Annotated in this window: 14 protein-coding genes; 4 read left to right on the forward strand and 10 right to left on the reverse strand. The window is 65.6% G+C overall.

Translation table 11 applies throughout. The features are described 5' to 3' along the window. Nucleotides 1-47 precede the first annotated feature (47 nt). Nucleotides 48-1,679 carry an ABC transporter permease/substrate-binding protein gene (locus BM436_RS15445; protein WP_093556513.1) on the forward strand — a complete coding sequence of 544 codons (1,632 nt, stop codon included), beginning with the start codon at nucleotides 48-50 and terminating at the stop codon, nucleotides 1,677-1,679. Nucleotides 1,680-1,832: 153 nt separating this feature from the next. Here BM436_RS15445 and BM436_RS15450 read toward each other — a convergent pair whose 3' ends face one another. The 3 genes from BM436_RS15450 to BM436_RS15460 are packed head-to-tail and all read right to left on the reverse strand — an operon-like array spanning nucleotide 1,833 to nucleotide 3,744. Beyond that, entirely contained in the window at nucleotides 1,833-2,321 is a 489-nt protein-coding gene (locus BM436_RS15450) for a GNAT family N-acetyltransferase (RefSeq protein WP_093556428.1), read from the reverse strand. Beyond that, complete coding sequence (locus BM436_RS15455) at nucleotides 2,318-3,259, reverse strand: DMT family transporter (protein ID WP_093556429.1); 942 nt, start codon at nucleotides 3,257-3,259, stop codon at nucleotides 2,318-2,320. The genes BM436_RS15450 and BM436_RS15455 overlap by 4 nt, the downstream gene beginning before the upstream one ends. A 47-nt stretch (nucleotides 3,260-3,306) precedes the next feature. Beyond that, nucleotides 3,307-3,744, reverse strand: a complete 438-nt coding sequence (locus BM436_RS15460) for an Mpo1 family 2-hydroxy fatty acid dioxygenase (protein ID WP_093556430.1) — start codon at nucleotides 3,742-3,744, stop codon at nucleotides 3,307-3,309. A gap of 69 nt (nucleotides 3,745-3,813) precedes the next feature. On the opposite strand from BM436_RS15460, the gene BM436_RS15465 reads away from it, so the two are divergent. Then, nucleotides 3,814-4,311 carry a DNA-deoxyinosine glycosylase gene (locus BM436_RS15465; protein WP_093556431.1) on the forward strand — a complete coding sequence of 166 codons (498 nt, stop codon included), beginning with the start codon at nucleotides 3,814-3,816 and terminating at the stop codon, nucleotides 4,309-4,311. Between the two features lie 134 nt (nucleotides 4,312-4,445). Here the strand turns inward: BM436_RS15465 and BM436_RS15470 are convergent, their stop codons facing one another. The 3 genes from BM436_RS15470 to BM436_RS15480 form a co-directional block, all read right to left on the reverse strand. Next, entirely contained in the window at nucleotides 4,446-5,456 is a 1,011-nt protein-coding gene (locus tag BM436_RS15470) for a hypothetical protein (protein WP_093556432.1), read from the reverse strand. Between the two features lie 306 nt (nucleotides 5,457-5,762). Then, a complete protein-coding gene (locus BM436_RS37865) occupies nucleotides 5,763-5,981 on the reverse strand; it encodes a PIN domain-containing protein (RefSeq protein WP_229490337.1) in 219 nt (72 codons plus the stop codon). A 208-nt stretch (nucleotides 5,982-6,189) separates the two neighbouring features. Beyond that, the gene (locus tag BM436_RS15480) at nucleotides 6,190-6,447 is read right to left on the reverse strand and encodes a CopG family transcriptional regulator (protein WP_093556433.1); all 258 of its coding nucleotides are present in this window, start codon (nucleotides 6,445-6,447) and stop codon (nucleotides 6,190-6,192) included. 165 nt (nucleotides 6,448-6,612) lie between these two features. On the opposite strand from BM436_RS15480, the gene BM436_RS15485 reads away from it, so the two are divergent. Next, nucleotides 6,613-9,165, forward strand: a complete 2,553-nt coding sequence (locus tag BM436_RS15485) for an MASE4 domain-containing protein (RefSeq protein ID WP_093556434.1) — start codon at nucleotides 6,613-6,615, stop codon at nucleotides 9,163-9,165. A gap of 166 nt (nucleotides 9,166-9,331) precedes the next feature. Here BM436_RS15485 and BM436_RS15490 read toward each other — a convergent pair whose 3' ends face one another. Both BM436_RS15490 and BM436_RS15495 read right to left on the reverse strand, forming a co-directional pair. Next, entirely contained in the window at nucleotides 9,332-9,583 is a 252-nt protein-coding gene (locus BM436_RS15490; RefSeq protein WP_093556435.1) for a DUF3297 family protein, read from the reverse strand. Nucleotides 9,584-9,647: 64 nt separating this feature from the next. Beyond that, nucleotides 9,648-10,592 (reverse strand): GGDEF domain-containing protein, encoded by a 945-nt coding sequence (locus tag BM436_RS15495; protein ID WP_093556436.1) that lies wholly within the window; start codon nucleotides 10,590-10,592, stop codon nucleotides 9,648-9,650. A 166-nt stretch (nucleotides 10,593-10,758) separates the two neighbouring features. On the opposite strand from BM436_RS15495, the gene BM436_RS15500 reads away from it, so the two are divergent. Continuing rightward, nucleotides 10,759-12,144, forward strand: a complete 1,386-nt coding sequence (locus tag BM436_RS15500; protein ID WP_093556437.1) for a wax ester/triacylglycerol synthase family O-acyltransferase — start codon at nucleotides 10,759-10,761, stop codon at nucleotides 12,142-12,144. Between the two features lie 172 nt (nucleotides 12,145-12,316). Here BM436_RS15500 and BM436_RS15505 read toward each other — a convergent pair whose 3' ends face one another. Both BM436_RS15505 and BM436_RS15510 read right to left on the reverse strand, forming a co-directional pair. After that, nucleotides 12,317-14,200 (reverse strand): methyl-accepting chemotaxis protein, encoded by a 1,884-nt coding sequence (locus BM436_RS15505; RefSeq protein ID WP_143133155.1) that lies wholly within the window; start codon nucleotides 14,198-14,200, stop codon nucleotides 12,317-12,319. A gap of 85 nt (nucleotides 14,201-14,285) precedes the next feature. Then, complete coding sequence (locus BM436_RS15510) at nucleotides 14,286-16,259, reverse strand: CocE/NonD family hydrolase (protein WP_093556438.1); 1,974 nt, start codon at nucleotides 16,257-16,259, stop codon at nucleotides 14,286-14,288. Between the last annotated feature and the right edge of the window lie 21 nt (nucleotides 16,260-16,280).

Below are 16,280 nucleotides of genomic sequence, written 5' to 3' on the forward strand. Positions count from 1 at the left end.
TTCTAACCATAGCATGCGCCGGCGCGTTCGCCGGTGCCTTCGCCGGCATACCGGCCGCCTCGGCCGCCACCGCCGCCGCGGCCAAGCCCGCTGCGGCGACGCTGCGCATCGGCTCCAAGCGTTTCACCGAGTCCTACATCCTGGGCGAGCTGCTGGCGCAGGCCGCCGCGCCGCACGCGAAAACGGAGCACCGCCAGGGGCTGGGCAACACGGCCATCGTGCTGGCGGCGCTACGCTCGGGCGACATCGACGTCTATCCCGAATACATGGGCACCATCGACCTGGAAATTCTGAAGCACGCGCAACCCGCGCCGCCGGCGCAAATCCAGCGTGAACTGGCCGCCATGGGCCTGGGCGTGGCTGTGCCGCTGGGCTTCAACAACACCTACGCGCTGGCGGTGCGCGGCGACAGCGATGGCGTGCGCACCCTGAGCGATCTGGCGCGGCAGGGCGCTTACAGGTTCGGGCTGTCGCATGAATTCATCGGCCGCGCGGACGGCTGGCCGGGACTGGCGCGGCGCTATGGACTGCCGCAGCAGCCCCGGGGCCTGGATCACGGCATCGCCTACGAGGCGCTGCAGCAGCGGCAGGTGGATGTCATCGACATCTACTCCACCGACGCCAAGATAGGCCAGTACGGCCTGCGCGTGCTGGAGGACGACAAGGCCTATTTCCCGCGCTACGACGCCGTGCTGCTGTACCGGCTGGACGCCGCGCAACGCTTCCCCGCCGCGTGGCGCGCCCTGTCGCAACTGGAGGGCCGCATCTCCGCCGCGGACATGATCGCGATGAACGCCGCCGCCGAAATCGGCGGCAAGAGCTTCACCGTCATCGCCCGCGACTGGCTTGCCGGCCCGCCCGCGGCGCCGGCCGCAAACACGGCAAACACGGCAACGCCGCCAAGCTCCACCGGCACCACCGGCACCACCAGCGCCGGCGTGCATGCCGCCGCCGCGTCGACCGGCGAACTGTCCGGACCACCCGCCGCGCCCGCCGCCAGCGCCGCGTCGGGCGCGGCGCCGTCCGCCGTGGCCGTGCATCCCGTCCGCCCGGGCCTGCTCGCCAAGCTCTTCGCCGACGACCTCTGGAAACTCACCCGCCAGCACATCACCCTGGTGCTGCTGGCCGTGGCGCTGGCCTGCGCCGTTGGCATTCCCCTGGGCGTGCTGGCCGCCTACGCGCCACGCCTGCGCCAGGCGGTGCTGGCGCTGACCGGCATGCTGCAAACCATCCCCTCGCTGGCCTTGCTGGCGATCATGATCCCGCTGCTGGGCACGATAGGCACGGCGCCCGCGCTGGTGGCGCTGTTCGTCTACGCCCTGTTGCCCATCGTCCGCAACACCTGCACCGGCGTCTGCCAGGTGCCGGACGGCCTGCGGCTGGCCGCGCTCGCCCTCGGCCTGCGCGGCGCCCAAAAACTCATCCATGTGGAATTGCCGCTGGCCATGCCCGTGATATTGGCGGGCGTGAAAACCGCCGCCGTGATGAGCGTGGGCACGGCCACCATCGCCGCCTTCATCGGCGCCGGCGGCTACGGCGAACGCATCACGATCGGCCTGGCGCTGAACGACAACGACATGCTGCTGGCGGGCGCCTTGCCGGCCGCCGCCCTGGCCCTGTTGACGCAGGGATTGTTCGAACTGCTCGAGCGCCTGGCCTTGCGCCGGAGTCAACTGTAACGAAATCGCCGCGCTTGGTAAGCAAATGTAAAGGATGGCGAGAAGTGTGGCAGGCCCGACTATATTGAAGTTGTCGCACCAATCTCCCCTCCCAACTGACACTGGGTTCCACCGCGTAGCGCGTCATGCGCTACGCGGATTTTTTTTGCCCGCTCAGTCGGTCGCGAGCTGCTTCAAGGCGTCGCCGGTCACGCGGCAGATGCGCCAGTCCGGCATCACGGTCGCGCCCATGCCCCGGTAGAAGCTGATCGCGCTTTCGTTCCAGTCCAGCACCGACCACTCGAAGCGGCCGCACTTGCGCTCCACCGCCAGTTGCGCCAGCGCCACCAGCATCTGCTTGCCGTAGCCCTTGCCGCGGCAGCTCTGCTTCACGTACAGGTCCTCCAGGTACAGGCCCTTCTGGCATAGGAAGGTGGAGAAGTTGTGGAAGAACAGCGCGAAGGTCACCACCTCGCCGTTTTCCACGCCCACCAGCGCCTCGGCGGCGGGATGGTCGCCGAACAGGCTTTCATGCAGCATGGCTTCGTTCGCCACCACCATGTGTTCCAATTTTTCGAAGACGGCCAGCTCGAAGATCATGCCGAAAATGGCGTTCACGTCTTCCGGCAGGGCGGGGCGTATGGACAGGCTGTTTGAGTTCATGAAGCTTGTTTAAGACTTTCTTCTAAAGAAGGGGTTTGCAGGGCCGGCGCCGGCGACTTCAGCGCCCACGCCACGCTGGCCAGGCACAATACCATGCCCAGCCATTCCAACGGACCCGGCCGGTAGTGTTCCAGCCGGATCGACAGCAGCACCGAGATCACCGGCGTCACCACGCCGATATACACGGCCTTTTGCGAGCCGATCCGGTGGACCAGCGTGAAATAGGCGGCGAAGGCGATCACCGAGCCGAACAGGGCCAGATACAGCAGCCCGGCCCAGTAGCGCGCCGAGACGGGCAGCACGAACCGCGCGCCGGTGGCCAGCGCCCAGGCGCCCACCGCCAGCGCACCCCATAGCATGGCCCACGCCATCGACAGCAGCACGTTCGACGATTCCTCGCGCACCTTCACCACCACCACGCCGCCGATGGTGGCGGCGACGGTGGCCGACAGCGCCAGCCCCAGGCCCAGCAGGAAGTGGCTGGTGCCGCCCGCCAGGATGTCCTGCCAGGCCGTGCGGATCGGTTCATAGAACAGCAGGGCGACGCCGGCGATCGACACCGCCGCCGCGCTCCACATGCGCCAGGTCAGCGGCGTACCGAACATCAGGCGGTTGCAGATCGGGGTCCAGAACACCATCAGCACGAACAGCACCGCCACCAGGGCGGACACCAGGTATTGCTCGGAGGTGTAGGTGCAGACATAGTTGATGCCGAACGTCGACACGCCCTGCAGCAACACCCAGCGCTGGGCCTTCCACGGCAGGCGCAGGCGGTCGCCGCGCAGCGCGCACCAGGCGAACAGCGCGCCCGAGGCCAAGGCGAAGCGGTACAGCACCGACACCACGGGCGCGACTTCGCCCAGCTGCAAAGTGATGGCCCAGAAGGTGGAACCCCAGATCAGGCAGGCGACGGTAAACAGGACGGGAGAGGAGAGCATCCGGCCAGTATAAGGATTTTCCTACATTCTTGCCTGGAGGCCATCCATCAATACGCCACCCGCAGGCGGCGGTACAGGAAGCCCAGCACGAAGAGCGGTCCGATCAGCAAAAAGCGCAGATCCTCGAAGAACGAGGGCTTTTTCCCCTCGATCTTGTGGCCGATGAACTGGCCTATCCACGCCAGCACGAAGATCGCGATCGACAGCGGCAGGATGGCTTCGGGCGGCAGCGCCGCCAGGATGGCCAGCATGAGCAGCGACATCAGCAGCATGCCGACGGCGAACGGGATCGACAGGGTGATGTAATACGCCAGCGCCAGCAGCGTCACGCCGACGGCCACCAGCGGATGCACGCTCCATATCAGGCCCAGCAGGGAAAACACGATCACCGGCACGCACACGAAATGGATGAGCTCGTTGGTGGGGTGTAAATGGCTTTCGCCGTATTTCGCCAGCAGGGTGTCGATGGCGCGGGGTTCGCTCATGGCTAGTCTCCGGGGTTCGTTACGATGGTCCGACGATTCTACCTCCGAACACTCCGTTAGAATCCAACGATGACTTCAACAATTGAACCCACCGCCGCGCTGACCGGGCTGGCGCCGGTGATCGACGTCCGCACCCGCATCCTGATCCTGGGCAGCTTCCCCGGCGCCGCCTCGCTGGCGGCGCAGCAATACTACGCGCACCCGCGCAACGCGCTGTGGCCCATCCTGTCGGCGTTGACGGGGGAGGACCTGGCCGGGCTGCCCTACGCCGAGCGCCTGCCGCGCCTGCTGGCGCAGGGCTTCGGCCTGTGGGACGTGCTGGGTGCCTGTGAGCGCGAAGGCAGTCTCGACTCCGCCATCCGCAAACCCGCCGCCAACGACTTCGCCCGCTTGCGCCATTTGTGCCCGCTGCTGGAGACGGTCGGTTTCAACGGGCAGACTTCCGGCAAGTTCGCGCCGGCGTTCGCCGCCGCTGGCTACCGGACGCTGGTGCTGCCATCGACGTCTCCTGCCCATGCCTCGCTTACATTGGCACAGAAGCTGGATCAATGGAGAAACCTGCTTTAGTCGGCGGGCGCGCCCGGCAATGGCAAGAGTACCCCGAAGCTTGGTTGCGCCACGTTCTGACGCATATCGCCGATCAAATTTCCACAGCGCTCAAGACGTCACTGAGCGGACGCTTATCTATCAAGACGCTAGCGCTATTCATCACACTTAACGGGTGGTGGAAAATTCAATTCACCCGAAGGCGACTTGACTGCAATCAAAAACTTGCCATCTCCTAGCGGCGCCAATTTGGAACCTGTTTTGAGCTTGCATTCGGTCCCGTGGTACATGTCCAATTCATACACCAATGAGGGAATTTGACGCGCAACCGCTGTCTCATACCAAGCCATCCCTTGTCGGCCGAAGGTAAACAAACCCAAGCCGACTAACGAAAAAAGAAATGTCTGAAAGAAAAGTGTCAATCTGGCGAATCGAACCTTGCTAAATTGCCATTCTCCGGCAAATAGCCAAGTCTGAATCTTGTCAATGTTAGGGAATGTGAACAGTGCCATGAAAAAGGACGAAAAAGCAATCCCAACGGCAGAGAGGAATGCGCCAGCCAGTGTGATCAGAAATGGAATCATCATGATCGCAACTAGCAAATTGGTGTGCGTAAAGTTTTTTGGTGTCACGTGAATGATGCCCGCAATTTTTTGACCTGCAAGCCCATATGCGATAGAAGAAGCACTTGCAAACCCAAGCGCGATGACACCCTTGCCTAGCACAGTTTCAGAAAGGATTCTGTACCACCGAAGTACATCCCGTGCTGCGACGTATGCAATGAATAGCAGCGAAAGAACCAAGAATTCTTTCATCCATTGCCCGGTTCCAGTCATGAAAACTATCAGCATTATCATGAGCAATACGCTCACACGAACGTAGAGCCTCTGTTCAATCGTCAATTCCGCAATAGCAGATCTGGCCCAGCGCAGTCGCTGCACGCGCTTTGCGGGTGATAGCAAAATGTATGGAACCGAAACAAATATGATGAGCGCGATCAACGCAATGTGAAAGCGTAGCACCTCGCTCTTGGTCGGCGAAGGAATGAAGGCCGACATCAGCAATGATGCCGTCAGTACCAATGCCATTCCCTTGATGAAACCCCTCAGGAGGGGCATACGCGGGAGCAGCAACATGCGAACCACTTTTCGCTTGAATTTGTCCAATTTTTTCTCTCCATTGATCGATTTGGCGATGCGGCAGCGCAGCTGAGAAAGGCCGCACTGCCAAGCGCAACCCATGGTGTTCAATATTGCGTGCAAGATCTTAGGTTAGGATTGTCTTGCTTCGTTAGACCTGCGGCAAGCTTTCGGCCACGCCTTTGGCACAGGCCGTACTCATGTCCATGCAGACCTGCTTGATCTCGGAGGCGCCGCCACTGCCATCCAGCAGTCCTGCCTACAAGGCACCATATGCTGAGAAGTCGCGGCTGTGGCAGGCGCTACGTGGATATTGACTGACGCACATGGCCATTAGCCGATCAGGCAAAGAGCGCGCGCCCCACCATGAACGGCGGTGGTGACGAGGCGGCGGTCAAGCGTTGCTAGCTGACCGCCATGGGTTTGCGCGAGCGCGAGCAGATAACTATCTGTAGTCTGCGACGAATTGAGCAGGCGAGTCGTGTCTACTTTTCCCTCGTCCAGAAGACTGATGTCATCGCTCCAAAATACATGCCCGTCGAGCGCGCGCATGGCCCGCAACAAGGGTGCCACAGCGGCCGGATTTCCCGGCGAGTTGGGATAGCTGGCGTGACCAATAATGCGTAATACGGCGTTCTCCGTGATGGGACAGGTGGTTCAGCCCCCATCCCGCTCCTCGCGAACCAGCGATGCGCAATGTCGTGCTGGACGTGGCCAGGGTCAATCAGTGCAATCAGGACATTCACGTCAAGCAGGTATGTCATCCCTGGAGCTCATCGCGTAATTTGTTTACCATTTCCAGTGTGACGGGCATGTTTCCCGTTTGCGTTGGGAGTAGTGGCACGCCGTTGCGCGTGGTGTGACTTGGGCCTTGCGGTTGTAGCGCCTGTCGGGCGAGCGCAGAGATAACTTCACCGACGCTTTTGCGATGAAGCAATGCAAGCCCTTTGGCCGCAGCGAGGACATCGTCGTCGATCGTTAAAGTGGTCCGCATCGTTTTCACCTTCAGGTTTCGCATCAATCATCAATCATCAATTATCATACGCCCCTTGAATTCACACGTCCCTGCGTAAACTCGGTCGCGCTTACCGGATATGGCCAGTGCCTGGCCGAACCGCGATTTTCCCCGCGACAGACCCACTCGGCGCTACACTAGCTTTCTGGCATCCTTTCGGAGTAAACGATGGCGACGCTGTTGCCAGTGGAAAACTTGCCCCTGCTGCCAACCATGCCAGTGGAACCCCATGCGCGCAGGTTGGCGATGCTGGTCGTGCTGACCTCCATCGTCGTTTTCCTCGCGGTCGTTCCGTTCGCGAAGGTGAAGCTGGCGCCGGTCCACGCCTTCATTCCCATCTACGAATCCGCGCTGCTGCTGAACGACCTGATCACCGCGGCGATGCTGTTCGGCCATTTCAGCATTCTGCGTTCCCGGGCCTTGCTGGTGCTGGCCTGCGGCTACCTGTACACCGGCGTCATCACCATCCCCCACGCGCTGACCTTCCCGGGCGTGTTCGCCCCCGCCGGACTGCTGGGGGCGGGGGCGCAAAGCACCGCGTGGCTGTACGTGTTCTGGCATGTGGGTTTTCCCCTCTGCGTCATGGCCTACGCCTGGTCCAGCCGCCGGGAGCGCGGCCAGCCCCGGCTGATACAACGCCCCCGCCTGGCCGCCGCCGCCGGGATCGCCGTGGCGCTGGCCATGGTGGGCGCGGCCACGCTACTTTCCACCGTCCACCACGACGCGCTGCCCCCCATCCTGGAGTCCGGCCGGTACACGCTGGCGGGCAACGTGGTGCTCACCAGCACCTGGATCTTCAGCGCGGTCGCCGTCGTCATGCTGTGGCGCTACACCCGCCATTCCATGCTCGACCTCTGGCTGTTCGTCGTCATGTGCGCGTGGATCTGCGATGTCGCCCTGTCCGCCGTGCTGAACGGGGGGCGTTTCGACGTCGGCTTCTACGCGGGCCGGATCTACGGGCTGCTGGCGGCCAGCTACGTGCTGGTGGTGCTGCTGCTGGAGAGCAACCGGCTGTACGCGCGGCTGGCCGTGTCCCATGGCGAGGCCCTGCGGCGCAGCGGGGATTTGCAGCGGCTGCACGCCCAGAGCGAGGAACGGGCGGGGCAATACGCCTGCGCGCTGGATGAGCTCCATTACAAGGACGAGGAGATCCGCGCGGTGGTCCAGAACATCGTCGACTGCGTCATCACGCTCGACGCCAAGGGCGTGGTGCGCAGCGCGAACCCGGCGGTGCGGCAGGTGTTCGGCTACGCGGCGGACGAGGTCGTCGGCCGCGATATCCTGACGCTGATCCCCGAGCTGGAGTACGACGCGTATTTCCGGCCGCGCGAAACGCAAGACCATGCGCAAGGCCTGGACGCCAGCGGCGAGGTCGAGGGATTGCACAAGAATGGCCAGCGCATCCCGCTCGAGCTGGCGATCAATGAATTCGAGGTGCACGACGAACGGCTGTTCATCGGCGTGCTGCGCGAAATCAGCGAACGCAAGCGCTTCATCAGCGAGCTCTGGCAGGCGCGCGCGAACGCCGAGGAGGCGAACAAGGCGAAGTCGGCCTTCCTGGCCAATATGAGCCACGAACTGCGCACGCCGCTGAACGCGATCCTGGGCTTCGCGCAGATTCTCGTGTCCGACACCTTGCCGCTGACGGCGGACAAGCGGCGGCATTTCACCACCCACATCCTGAAGGCCGGCAAGCATTTGCTGGAGCTGATCAACGAGGTGCTGGATCTGGCCAAGGTCGAGTCCGGAACCTTGTCACTGTCGCCCGAGCCGGTGGAGCTGGCCGAACTCATCGTTTCATGCCAGCAGATGATAGAACCCATCGCCGACAAGCGCGGCATCGGCCTGGTGTTTTCGGTCGACGCCGGCCTGCACGTGCTGGCCGACCGCACCCGCTTGAAACAGGTGTTGCTGAACCTGATGTCGAACGCGGTCAAATACAACCGGCCGGGCGGCGCCGTCCATCTCGGCTGCACGTCCCCGGCGGCTGGCCGGGTGCGCATCACGGTGCGGGACGACGGCGAGGGCCTGGCGCCCGCGCAGCTGGAGCAGCTCTTCCAGCCATTCAGCCGGCTGGGCCGGGAAGCCGACACCGAGGAGGGCACCGGGATCGGACTGGTGGTGACCAAGCGCCTGGTCGAACTGATGGGGGGCGAGATCGGCGTGAGCAGCACGGAGGGCGTGGGCAGCGTGTTTTGGGTGGAACTGCGCTCGGCCATCGCGGTGCTGAACATCGGCATGGGCGAGGCCTTGGCCAGGGCCAAGGCCAGCGCGCCCGCCGGCGACAAGCCGCTCGCCCAGCCTGTGCGCACCCTGCTGTATGTGGAGGACAACCCGGCCAACCTGGCCCTGGTGCGGGAGATCCTGGCCTTCCGCAGGGACCTGGTGTTGATGACGGCCACCGACGCCGGGCAGGGCCTGGAGATGGCGCGGCGGCACCAGCCGGTCGTGATCCTGATGGACATCAACCTGCCCGGCATGAGCGGCAACGAGGCCATGGAGATCCTGCGCGCGGACCCGGAAACGGCGCACGTGCCGGTGATCGCGCTGTCGGCCAACGCCATGCCGAGGGACGTCGCCAAGAGCATGGCGACGGGTTTCCACCGCTATCTCACCAAGCCGATCGACATCGACGAGTTTTTCGCGGCGCTCGATGGCGCGCTGGAATTGGCGCAGGAGGAGCCCTGCGGGAAATCGCGGAAAAAGAGGCTGCAGGGCTGAGAGGCTGAGAGTCTTTCGATCATGCCCGCTCATCACGCCAGAAAGTGCCCGCTCGTCGTTGCAAATGCTCGCCATAGCCCGAGCTATGGCTGTGCTTTGCGCCTTGATCGGCCACTTTCTGGCGCGCTGCTCTGGCACGCCCGAAAAACTCTCAGCCTCTGAACGCTCAGTCCCGGTAAAACGCCTCGACCTTGCCCTTCAGCTTGATCAGCATGGGATTGCCCTTGCGGTCCAGCGCCTTGCCGGCGGGAACCTTGATCCAGCCTTCGCTGATGCAGTATTCATCCACGTCCAGGCGTTCCTTGTCGTTGAATTTGATGCCGACGTCGTGTTCGAACACGGCGGCGACGTGGAATTTGCTGCGTGGGTCGATCGACAGGTGGTCGGGCAGCGGGGGGCGGGTAGTGGTATCGGTCATGGGCGTAATTATCCATTAGAAACGGCTTGGGGACAATGTCCGCGCCCGGCCGGGGGGCGGACGGTCAGGCCGAGCACACGCGATTGCGGCCCGCGCTCTTGGCCTTGTACAGCGCGGTGTCGGCGCGTTCCAGCATGCGCTCCAGCGTGTCGCCGGGCCGCATCTGCGTGTCGCCCAGCGAGATGGACAGGCCGGGCAGGTCGGCGGCGAGCGGCGCCTTCGGCTCGGCCACCGCGCGCCGCAGGCGCTCGGCGATGGCCACCGCTTGCGGCGCGCCGGTGTCCGGCAGCAGCACGGCGAATTCCTCGCCGCCGTAGCGCGCCAGCAGGTCGCCCGGCCGCAGGTTGTCGTTCAGGGCCAGCGCCACCGCGCGCAGCGAGCGGTCGCCCGAGACGTGGCCGTGGGTGTCGTTGAAACGCTTGAAATGGTCGATGTCGATCATCAGGATGGACAGCGGCTTGCCGTCCAGCAGGCCGCGCTCGAGCTGGCGCCGGAAGGCCTGGTCCAGCCAGCGCCGGTTGTGCAGGCCGGTGAGGCCGTCGACGAAGGCCAGGCTTTCGAACTCGCTCTGGCGGTGGATGCTGTCGCGCACGGCGTCGTTGCCCTGGCGTACCCGCCCGGACAGGGTGACGAGCATGTTGCGCGCCAGTGCGTGGGAGGCGTTGATGAGCGACCACATGGTGTCGCGCGTGAGCACCAGCATGCGGCTCCTGCTGCTCACCATCACATAGGCGGAGGTCTCGCGCGCCTCGATCATCGACATTTCGCCCACGCATTCGCCGGCCCCCAGGCGCATGTAATACGGCTGGGACAGCGTGGTCAGGTGGACGTCGACCTGGCCGTCCAGCAGCACGTACAGGTGCTCGTTGGGAACGGCGGGGTCGAGCAGCACGGTATCGGCGGGGACTTCGACGACGCGGCAATGCTCGAGCAGGCGCTCGATCGCGTCGAAGCTGACGCCGGCGAACAGCCTGGTGCTGGCTAGTTCGGCGTGAAGACTGTTCAGCATGGCAATACGGTGCGGGGTGGCGAATGTAAAAGATTATACATAGGAAATTGTAACAAGCGGACGTGGCAATTCCGCACCATTTTTCCGCCGCCGCGCCGACATTGCTTGACCGCAAGAGAAAGAGGCGCGGATACTGCAAGGATATTAACTTTCTTGCAAGCCCACCATGAGCAAGCTTTCCTTACTCGATCTCGGCTTCCTGATCGCCGAATCCGAGGCCAGCCCCAAGCACGTCGCCGGCCTGCTGATCTTCAAGCGTCCCGCCGGCGCCCGCGCCGGCTTCGCGCGCAAGGTGTACGAGTCGCTGCTGGCCGCCACCGACGTGCAGCCGCCGTTCAACCGGGTGCTGGCGTTTTCGCTGGCGGCGCTGCCGCACTGGGCCGAATGCGACGGGATCGACATGGCGCAACACGTGTTCTTCCACAAGCTGGAGAAGGGCGCCAACACCCGCGCCGACCTGTACCGGCTGGTGGCGGACCTGCACACGCCGGTGCTGGACCGTTCGCGCCCGATGTGGGAGGCGCACGTGATCGACGGCCTGGAGGGCGGCCGCTTCGCCCTGTACCAGCGCCTGCACCACGCCTACGCGGACGGCGTGACGATGTCGCGCTGGATCGCGCAGGCGCTGAGCGACACGCCGGACGACAAGGAACTGCGCCCGGTCTGGACCTTGCCGCACAACGGCGGCGCCGAGGGCCGCCGCCTGCGCCTGCAGCGGGACATGCTGCAATCCGCCGTCGGCAACCTGAAGGGCACGGCCGCGCGCCTGCTGGGCGTGAGCCGCCTGAGCGCCATGCTGCTGCTGGAGGGCGTGAAGCTGACCAAGAACGCGATCGCGCTGCCGTTCGCCGCCAGCCGCCACACGCCGCTGACCGGCCAGGTGACGCCGGGCCGCCAGTTCACGGCGGTGGCGGTGCCGATGGAGCGCATCGCCCGCATCCAGGCCGTCACCCGCTCCACGCTGAACCACGTGGCGCTGACCTGCCTGGACGGCGCGCTGCGGCGCTACCTGGAGGAGCAGGGCGTGCAGCTGGCGCAGCCCATCGTCATCCAGATGCCGGTCAACCTGCGCAAGGATGGCGAGAAGACCACCGGCAACAAGATCGGCATCATCCAGGTGGAGCTGTCGCCGCCGACGGACGATCCCTACGTCCGCCTGCGCAACATCGGTTTCTCGCTGCGCAACGTCCGCACCATGGTGGACAGCGTGGCGCCGGCCGCCATCGAGACCTACACCATCGTCACCGGCCTGCTGGGCCAGCTGGCCGAGATGGCCAGGCTGTCGGACCACATGCCGCCCACCGGCAACACGCTGGTGTCGAACGTGCCGGGCCCGCCGGAAACGCTGTACATGCAGGGCGCGCCGCTGGAGGAGATGCATCCGATCAGCACGCTGCCGCCCAGCAACCTGCTGAACATCACGCTGTTCAGCTACGCCGGCACGCTCAATTTCGGCCTGATCGCCACCGACGCGCTGCCGGGGCTGGAGCGCATCGGCGAGTACGTGCTGGCCGCGTTCGAGGAACTGGAACAGGCGGTGCGCGCCGCCTGAGTTTCCGGGGTTCCTAGTACTCCGTTTCGACAAAATATTTACAAATAAAACCGATGGATTTTTTCGCATGGCAAGGCGCAAGGAGGCCGCATAGCGAGCTATGCAACGACGCGCAACGCAGGCAGGCGGAAAAAGACACGGTTTTATGTAAATATTTTGGAGAAACGGAGTACTAGACCTTGAAGAAGGCCACCACCTGCTGCAGGGTCCCGGCCTGGCCGCTGAGCTCCTCGGCGGTGGCGGCCAGCTGCTCGGACGAGGCGGCGTTGGTCTGCGTGCTGTGGGCCAGCTGGCCCATGGCGTCGTTGATCTGGCTGATGCCCACGCTCTGCTCGTCGGACGCGGCGCTGATCTCCTGCACCAGGTCCGAGGTCTTGGCGATGCCGGGCACGATCTGGTCCAGCAGCGCGCCGGCCTGTTCGGCCATGCGCACGCTGTTGCCCGCCACTTCGCCGATCTCCTGCGCCGCCACCTGGCTGCGCTCGGCCAGCTTGCGCACCTCGGCCGCCACCACCGCGAAGCCCTTGCCGTGCTCGCCGGCGCGCGCCGCCTCGATGGCCGCGTTCAGCGCCAGCAGGTTGGTCTGGTAGGCGATATCGTCGATGATGACGATCTTCCTCGCGATCTGGCGCATCGCCGCCACCGTCTCGGCGACCGCCCCGCCGCCGGACTTGGCGGCGGTGGCGGCGCCGGCCGCGATGTCGGATGTCACCTTGGCGTTGGCCGAGTTCTGCTGCACCGAGGCGGTCATTTCCTCGATCGAGGCGCTGGTCTGCTCCACGCCGGCCGCCTGGTGGCTGGCGTTCTCGCTCAGCGACTGGGCGGTGGCGCTGGTCTGCTGCGCCGCGTCGCTGATGCCGTCGGCCGCCTCGCGCACCTGGCCCACCGTGGCGGCCAGGTGCTCGACCATCATCTTCAGCGAGTGGGCCATGCTGCCCTCGGCGTCGCGGCCCAGCGCGATGCGCTGCGTCAGGTCGCCTTCGGCCACGCGCAGCAGCGCCTCGTTCACGTAGGCCGGCTCGCCGCCCAGCTGCCGTATCATGCGGCGGCTGATGGCCCAGCCGATCAGCGCCGCCAGCGCCGCCACCGCCGTCACCGCCGCCGTCAGCAGGTTGCGGGTGCGGCGCTGCTCGTCCACGCGCGCCTGGATCAGGCCGGACAGCTCGGCCAGCGCGGCGTAGGCGGCCTCGAACTGCACGTCGATGGCGCGGGTGGTGAAGGCGATGTATTCGGCCGCCGGGAAGTCCAGCGCCGCCGCGTTGGCCACCTTGGCGCGCGCCAGCTCGCCGGCCTCCGTGGCCAGCCGGGTCGCGTTGCCGACCCGGGCGGACAGCTTCCCCTCGAGCGCGGGATTGGTCTGGTAGCTTTTCTGGAACGAGCGCGCCGCCGCCTCGCTGGACACGCGGGCCTTGGCCAGCAGGCCGAACATGGTGGCGCGGCCGTCGGCGTCGATCTGCTTCGCGGCCAGGTAGCCGGCGCCCTTGGCGCGCAGCTGGCCCGTGTTCTCGGTCAGGTGCGGCAGGTCGAACAGCACGCCGCGCATCAGGTAATAGCTGTCCGCGTCGGGATCGAGCGCCAGGCCGTAGCGGTCGGCCACGCCCTCGATCAGCAGCAGCAATACTTCACTCAGCGCGGTGTGGCCCTGGTAGCTTTCGGCCGTGCTCAGCGAGCGGGCCGCCACCCGGGCGTGCAGCGTGTTCCAGTCGCCGCGCGCCTGCGCCAGCGTCCGGGCGGTGGCGGGGTGCTCGCCCTTGAGCAGCGTGTCGATCTCGGCGAAGGTCCGGTTCACCTCCTCGGCCTTGGCGGAGCGCTGGTCGGCCAACTGGCCGGTGGTGACGTAGGCGGCCGACAGGCCGCGGTGCTGCTGCACGCGCTGCAGCAGGCGCAGCGCCGTCTCGCCCGGTTTCAGGCCGGCCTGCTCGGTCGACGAGAAGGCGATGTTCTTGTTGCTGCCCTCGATGAACAGGGCCATGGGCGGCAGCACCAGCAGCAGGCCCATGAAGCCCAGCAGCGCGAAGCGCTGCCACATTTTCATATTGTCGAGTAGTTTGGTCACGCACGCTCCCGTTGTTGGCCGAATGTTTGGCGGCTGGATAAGCCAGACTACCGCCTGGCGGCCGCGCTGTCACGGGGGCGCTGGATCAATCTCCAGGGAGTACCTGCAACGCAACACCGGAGGCCATGCCCGGCGCGCGGTGGACGCGCTGGGTGGCCTTCTGGAAGTCCTCCGGCCTGGCGTTCGGGATGTCGGTGAACGTCTGGGGATTGAGGTCGGTCAGCGGGAACCAGGAGCTTTGCACCTGCACCATGATGCGGTGGCCGCGCCGGAAGGTGTGGTGGACCTCGCCGATGCTGAAATCGAGCGCCTCCACCTTGCCCGGCGCGAGGGGCAGCGGCTGTTCGAAGCCGTGGCGGAACCTGGCGCGCAGCGGATTGCCGCGCACCAGTTGCTGGTAGCCGGCCATGACGGGCTTGGGCGGGCCGACGTCATGCTCCTCCTCCTCGTCCTTGGCCCGCTCCGGCGCCGGATAGTCGTCCGGATAGACGTCGATCAGCTTGACCACCCAGTCGCCGTCCGTGCCGGTGCTGGAGACGAACAGCCTGGGACGCACCGTGCCGGTGACCGTCACGTCCCGCTCCAGCGGCTCGCTGCGGTAGACCAGCACGTCCGGCCGGCTGGCGGCGAAGCGCTGGTCGGACACCATGTATTCCTTCGGCACGCCGGTGGCGGGGTAGCCAATGAAGGGCACCGGCCTGGCGGGATCGCTGACGTATTCGTCGTAGGCGGCGCCGGCGGCGGCGGGGGCCGCGCCCTGCTGGGTCCAGTGCAGCGTGCCGTCCGCGCCGAAGTACAGCGTGCGGGCCTGCGCCTCGCGCGGCGGCCAGGCGCCGTAGCCGCGCCACACGTTGGTGCCGGTCTCGAACACCCGCACCGGCGGCGCCGGCTTGGCCGCCACGCCCTTCAGGTGCCGCTCGAAGAAGGGCAGCAGGATCTGCTCGCGGAAGTAGTCCGAGGTGTCCGCGTCGAAGCGCACGTGGCCCAGGCGCCTGCCCCGGTCGCCCGCCCAGCCGCCATGCACCCAGGGGCCGATCACCAGGCCGTTGTAGATGCCCGGGTTGTGGCGGCCGATGGCCTGGTGGGTGGAGAAGGGACCCTGCGGGTCCTCCGCGTCGTACCAGCCGCCGACCGTCAGCACGGCGGCGCGGATGTTTCTCAGGTGCGGCGCGATGTTGCGGACCCGCCAGAACGCGTCGTAGCTGCTGTGCTCCACATTGGGCCAGAACAGCGCGCGCTGCTTGGGCGTCATCTCGGCGGCGATGTTTCGCAGCGTGCGGCGCTTGAGGAAGAAGTCGTAGCCGTCGCTCACGCCGTAATCGAAATCGTTCCAAGTGGCCGGCAGCGCCGTGGGGTTGGCCTCCTCGTTGAAGGCGGCGTAGAAGTCGAAGTTCGCCGCCAGCATGAAGGCGCCGCCATGGTAGGAGTCGTCGCCCATGTATAGGTCCGTCACCGGCGCCTGCGGCGAGGCGGCCTTGATGGCCGGGTGCGAGTCGATGATGCTGGCGCTGGTGTAAAAGCCGGGATAGGACACGCCGTGGATGCCGACCTTGCCGTTGTTGTTGGGGATGTGCTTGAGCAGCCACTCCACGGTGTCGTGCATGTCCTGGCTTTCGTTGCCCTCGCCCGGCTTGCGTTGCGGGTTCACGTGCGGCGTCATCTCCTGCCACTTCCCCTCGGACATGTAGCGCCCGCGCACGTCCTGCTTGACGAAGATGTAGCCGCTGGTCTCGAACCCGCGCCCGGGGCCGATGGCGTCCGGATAGAAGTCCACGCCGTAGCGCATCTTGCCGTCCACCTGCGCGCCGGCGCCGTAGGGCGTGCGCTGCACCAGGAAGGGGTGGGGGCGGGAGGCGTCCTTGGGCACGTACACGGCCGTGAACAGGCGCGCGCCGTCGCGCATGGGGATGCGGTATTCGTATTTGGTGTAGTGCTCGCGCAGCGACCATGTGTCGGCGGCGGGCGGCGCGGGCGCGGCGGCGTTGGCGGCCGGGCCGGCGGCCAGCAGCAGTCCCGCCAGCAAAGCGTGGACGGCGGATTGGATCAGGGGGACGGTCATGGCGATACAAGGTCGGGAATG

This window comes from Pseudoduganella namucuonensis (genome assembly GCF_900116645.1).
GTDB classification, from domain to species: domain Bacteria; phylum Pseudomonadota; class Gammaproteobacteria; order Burkholderiales; family Burkholderiaceae_D; genus Rugamonas; species Rugamonas namucuonensis.

Coding starts and splice junctions, on each gene's coding strand:
- BM436_RS15500 (WP_093556437.1), top strand. CDS start 10,759: ATGAGCAAGCTTTCCTTACTCGATCTCGGCTTCCTGATCGCCGAATCC.
- BM436_RS37865 (WP_229490337.1), bottom strand. CDS start 5,981: ATGCGCGCGCTCGACGGGCATGTATTTTGGAGCGATGACATCAGTCTT.
- BM436_RS15465 (WP_093556431.1), top strand. CDS start 3,814: ATGACTTCAACAATTGAACCCACCGCCGCGCTGACCGGGCTGGCGCCG.
- BM436_RS15460 (WP_093556430.1), bottom strand. CDS start 3,744: ATGAGCGAACCCCGCGCCATCGACACCCTGCTGGCGAAATACGGCGAA.
- BM436_RS15485 (WP_093556434.1), top strand. CDS start 6,613: ATGGCGACGCTGTTGCCAGTGGAAAACTTGCCCCTGCTGCCAACCATG.
- BM436_RS15490 (WP_093556435.1), bottom strand. CDS start 9,583: ATGACCGATACCACTACCCGCCCCCCGCTGCCCGACCACCTGTCGATC.
- BM436_RS15510 (WP_093556438.1), bottom strand. CDS start 16,259: ATGACCGTCCCCCTGATCCAATCCGCCGTCCACGCTTTGCTGGCGGGA.
- BM436_RS15480 (WP_093556433.1), bottom strand. CDS start 6,447: ATGCGAAACCTGAAGGTGAAAACGATGCGGACCACTTTAACGATCGAC.
- BM436_RS15450 (WP_093556428.1), bottom strand. CDS start 2,321: ATGAACTCAAACAGCCTGTCCATACGCCCCGCCCTGCCGGAAGACGTG.
- BM436_RS15495 (WP_093556436.1), bottom strand. CDS start 10,592: ATGCTGAACAGTCTTCACGCCGAACTAGCCAGCACCAGGCTGTTCGCC.
- BM436_RS15455 (WP_093556429.1), bottom strand. CDS start 3,259: ATGCTCTCCTCTCCCGTCCTGTTTACCGTCGCCTGCCTGATCTGGGGT.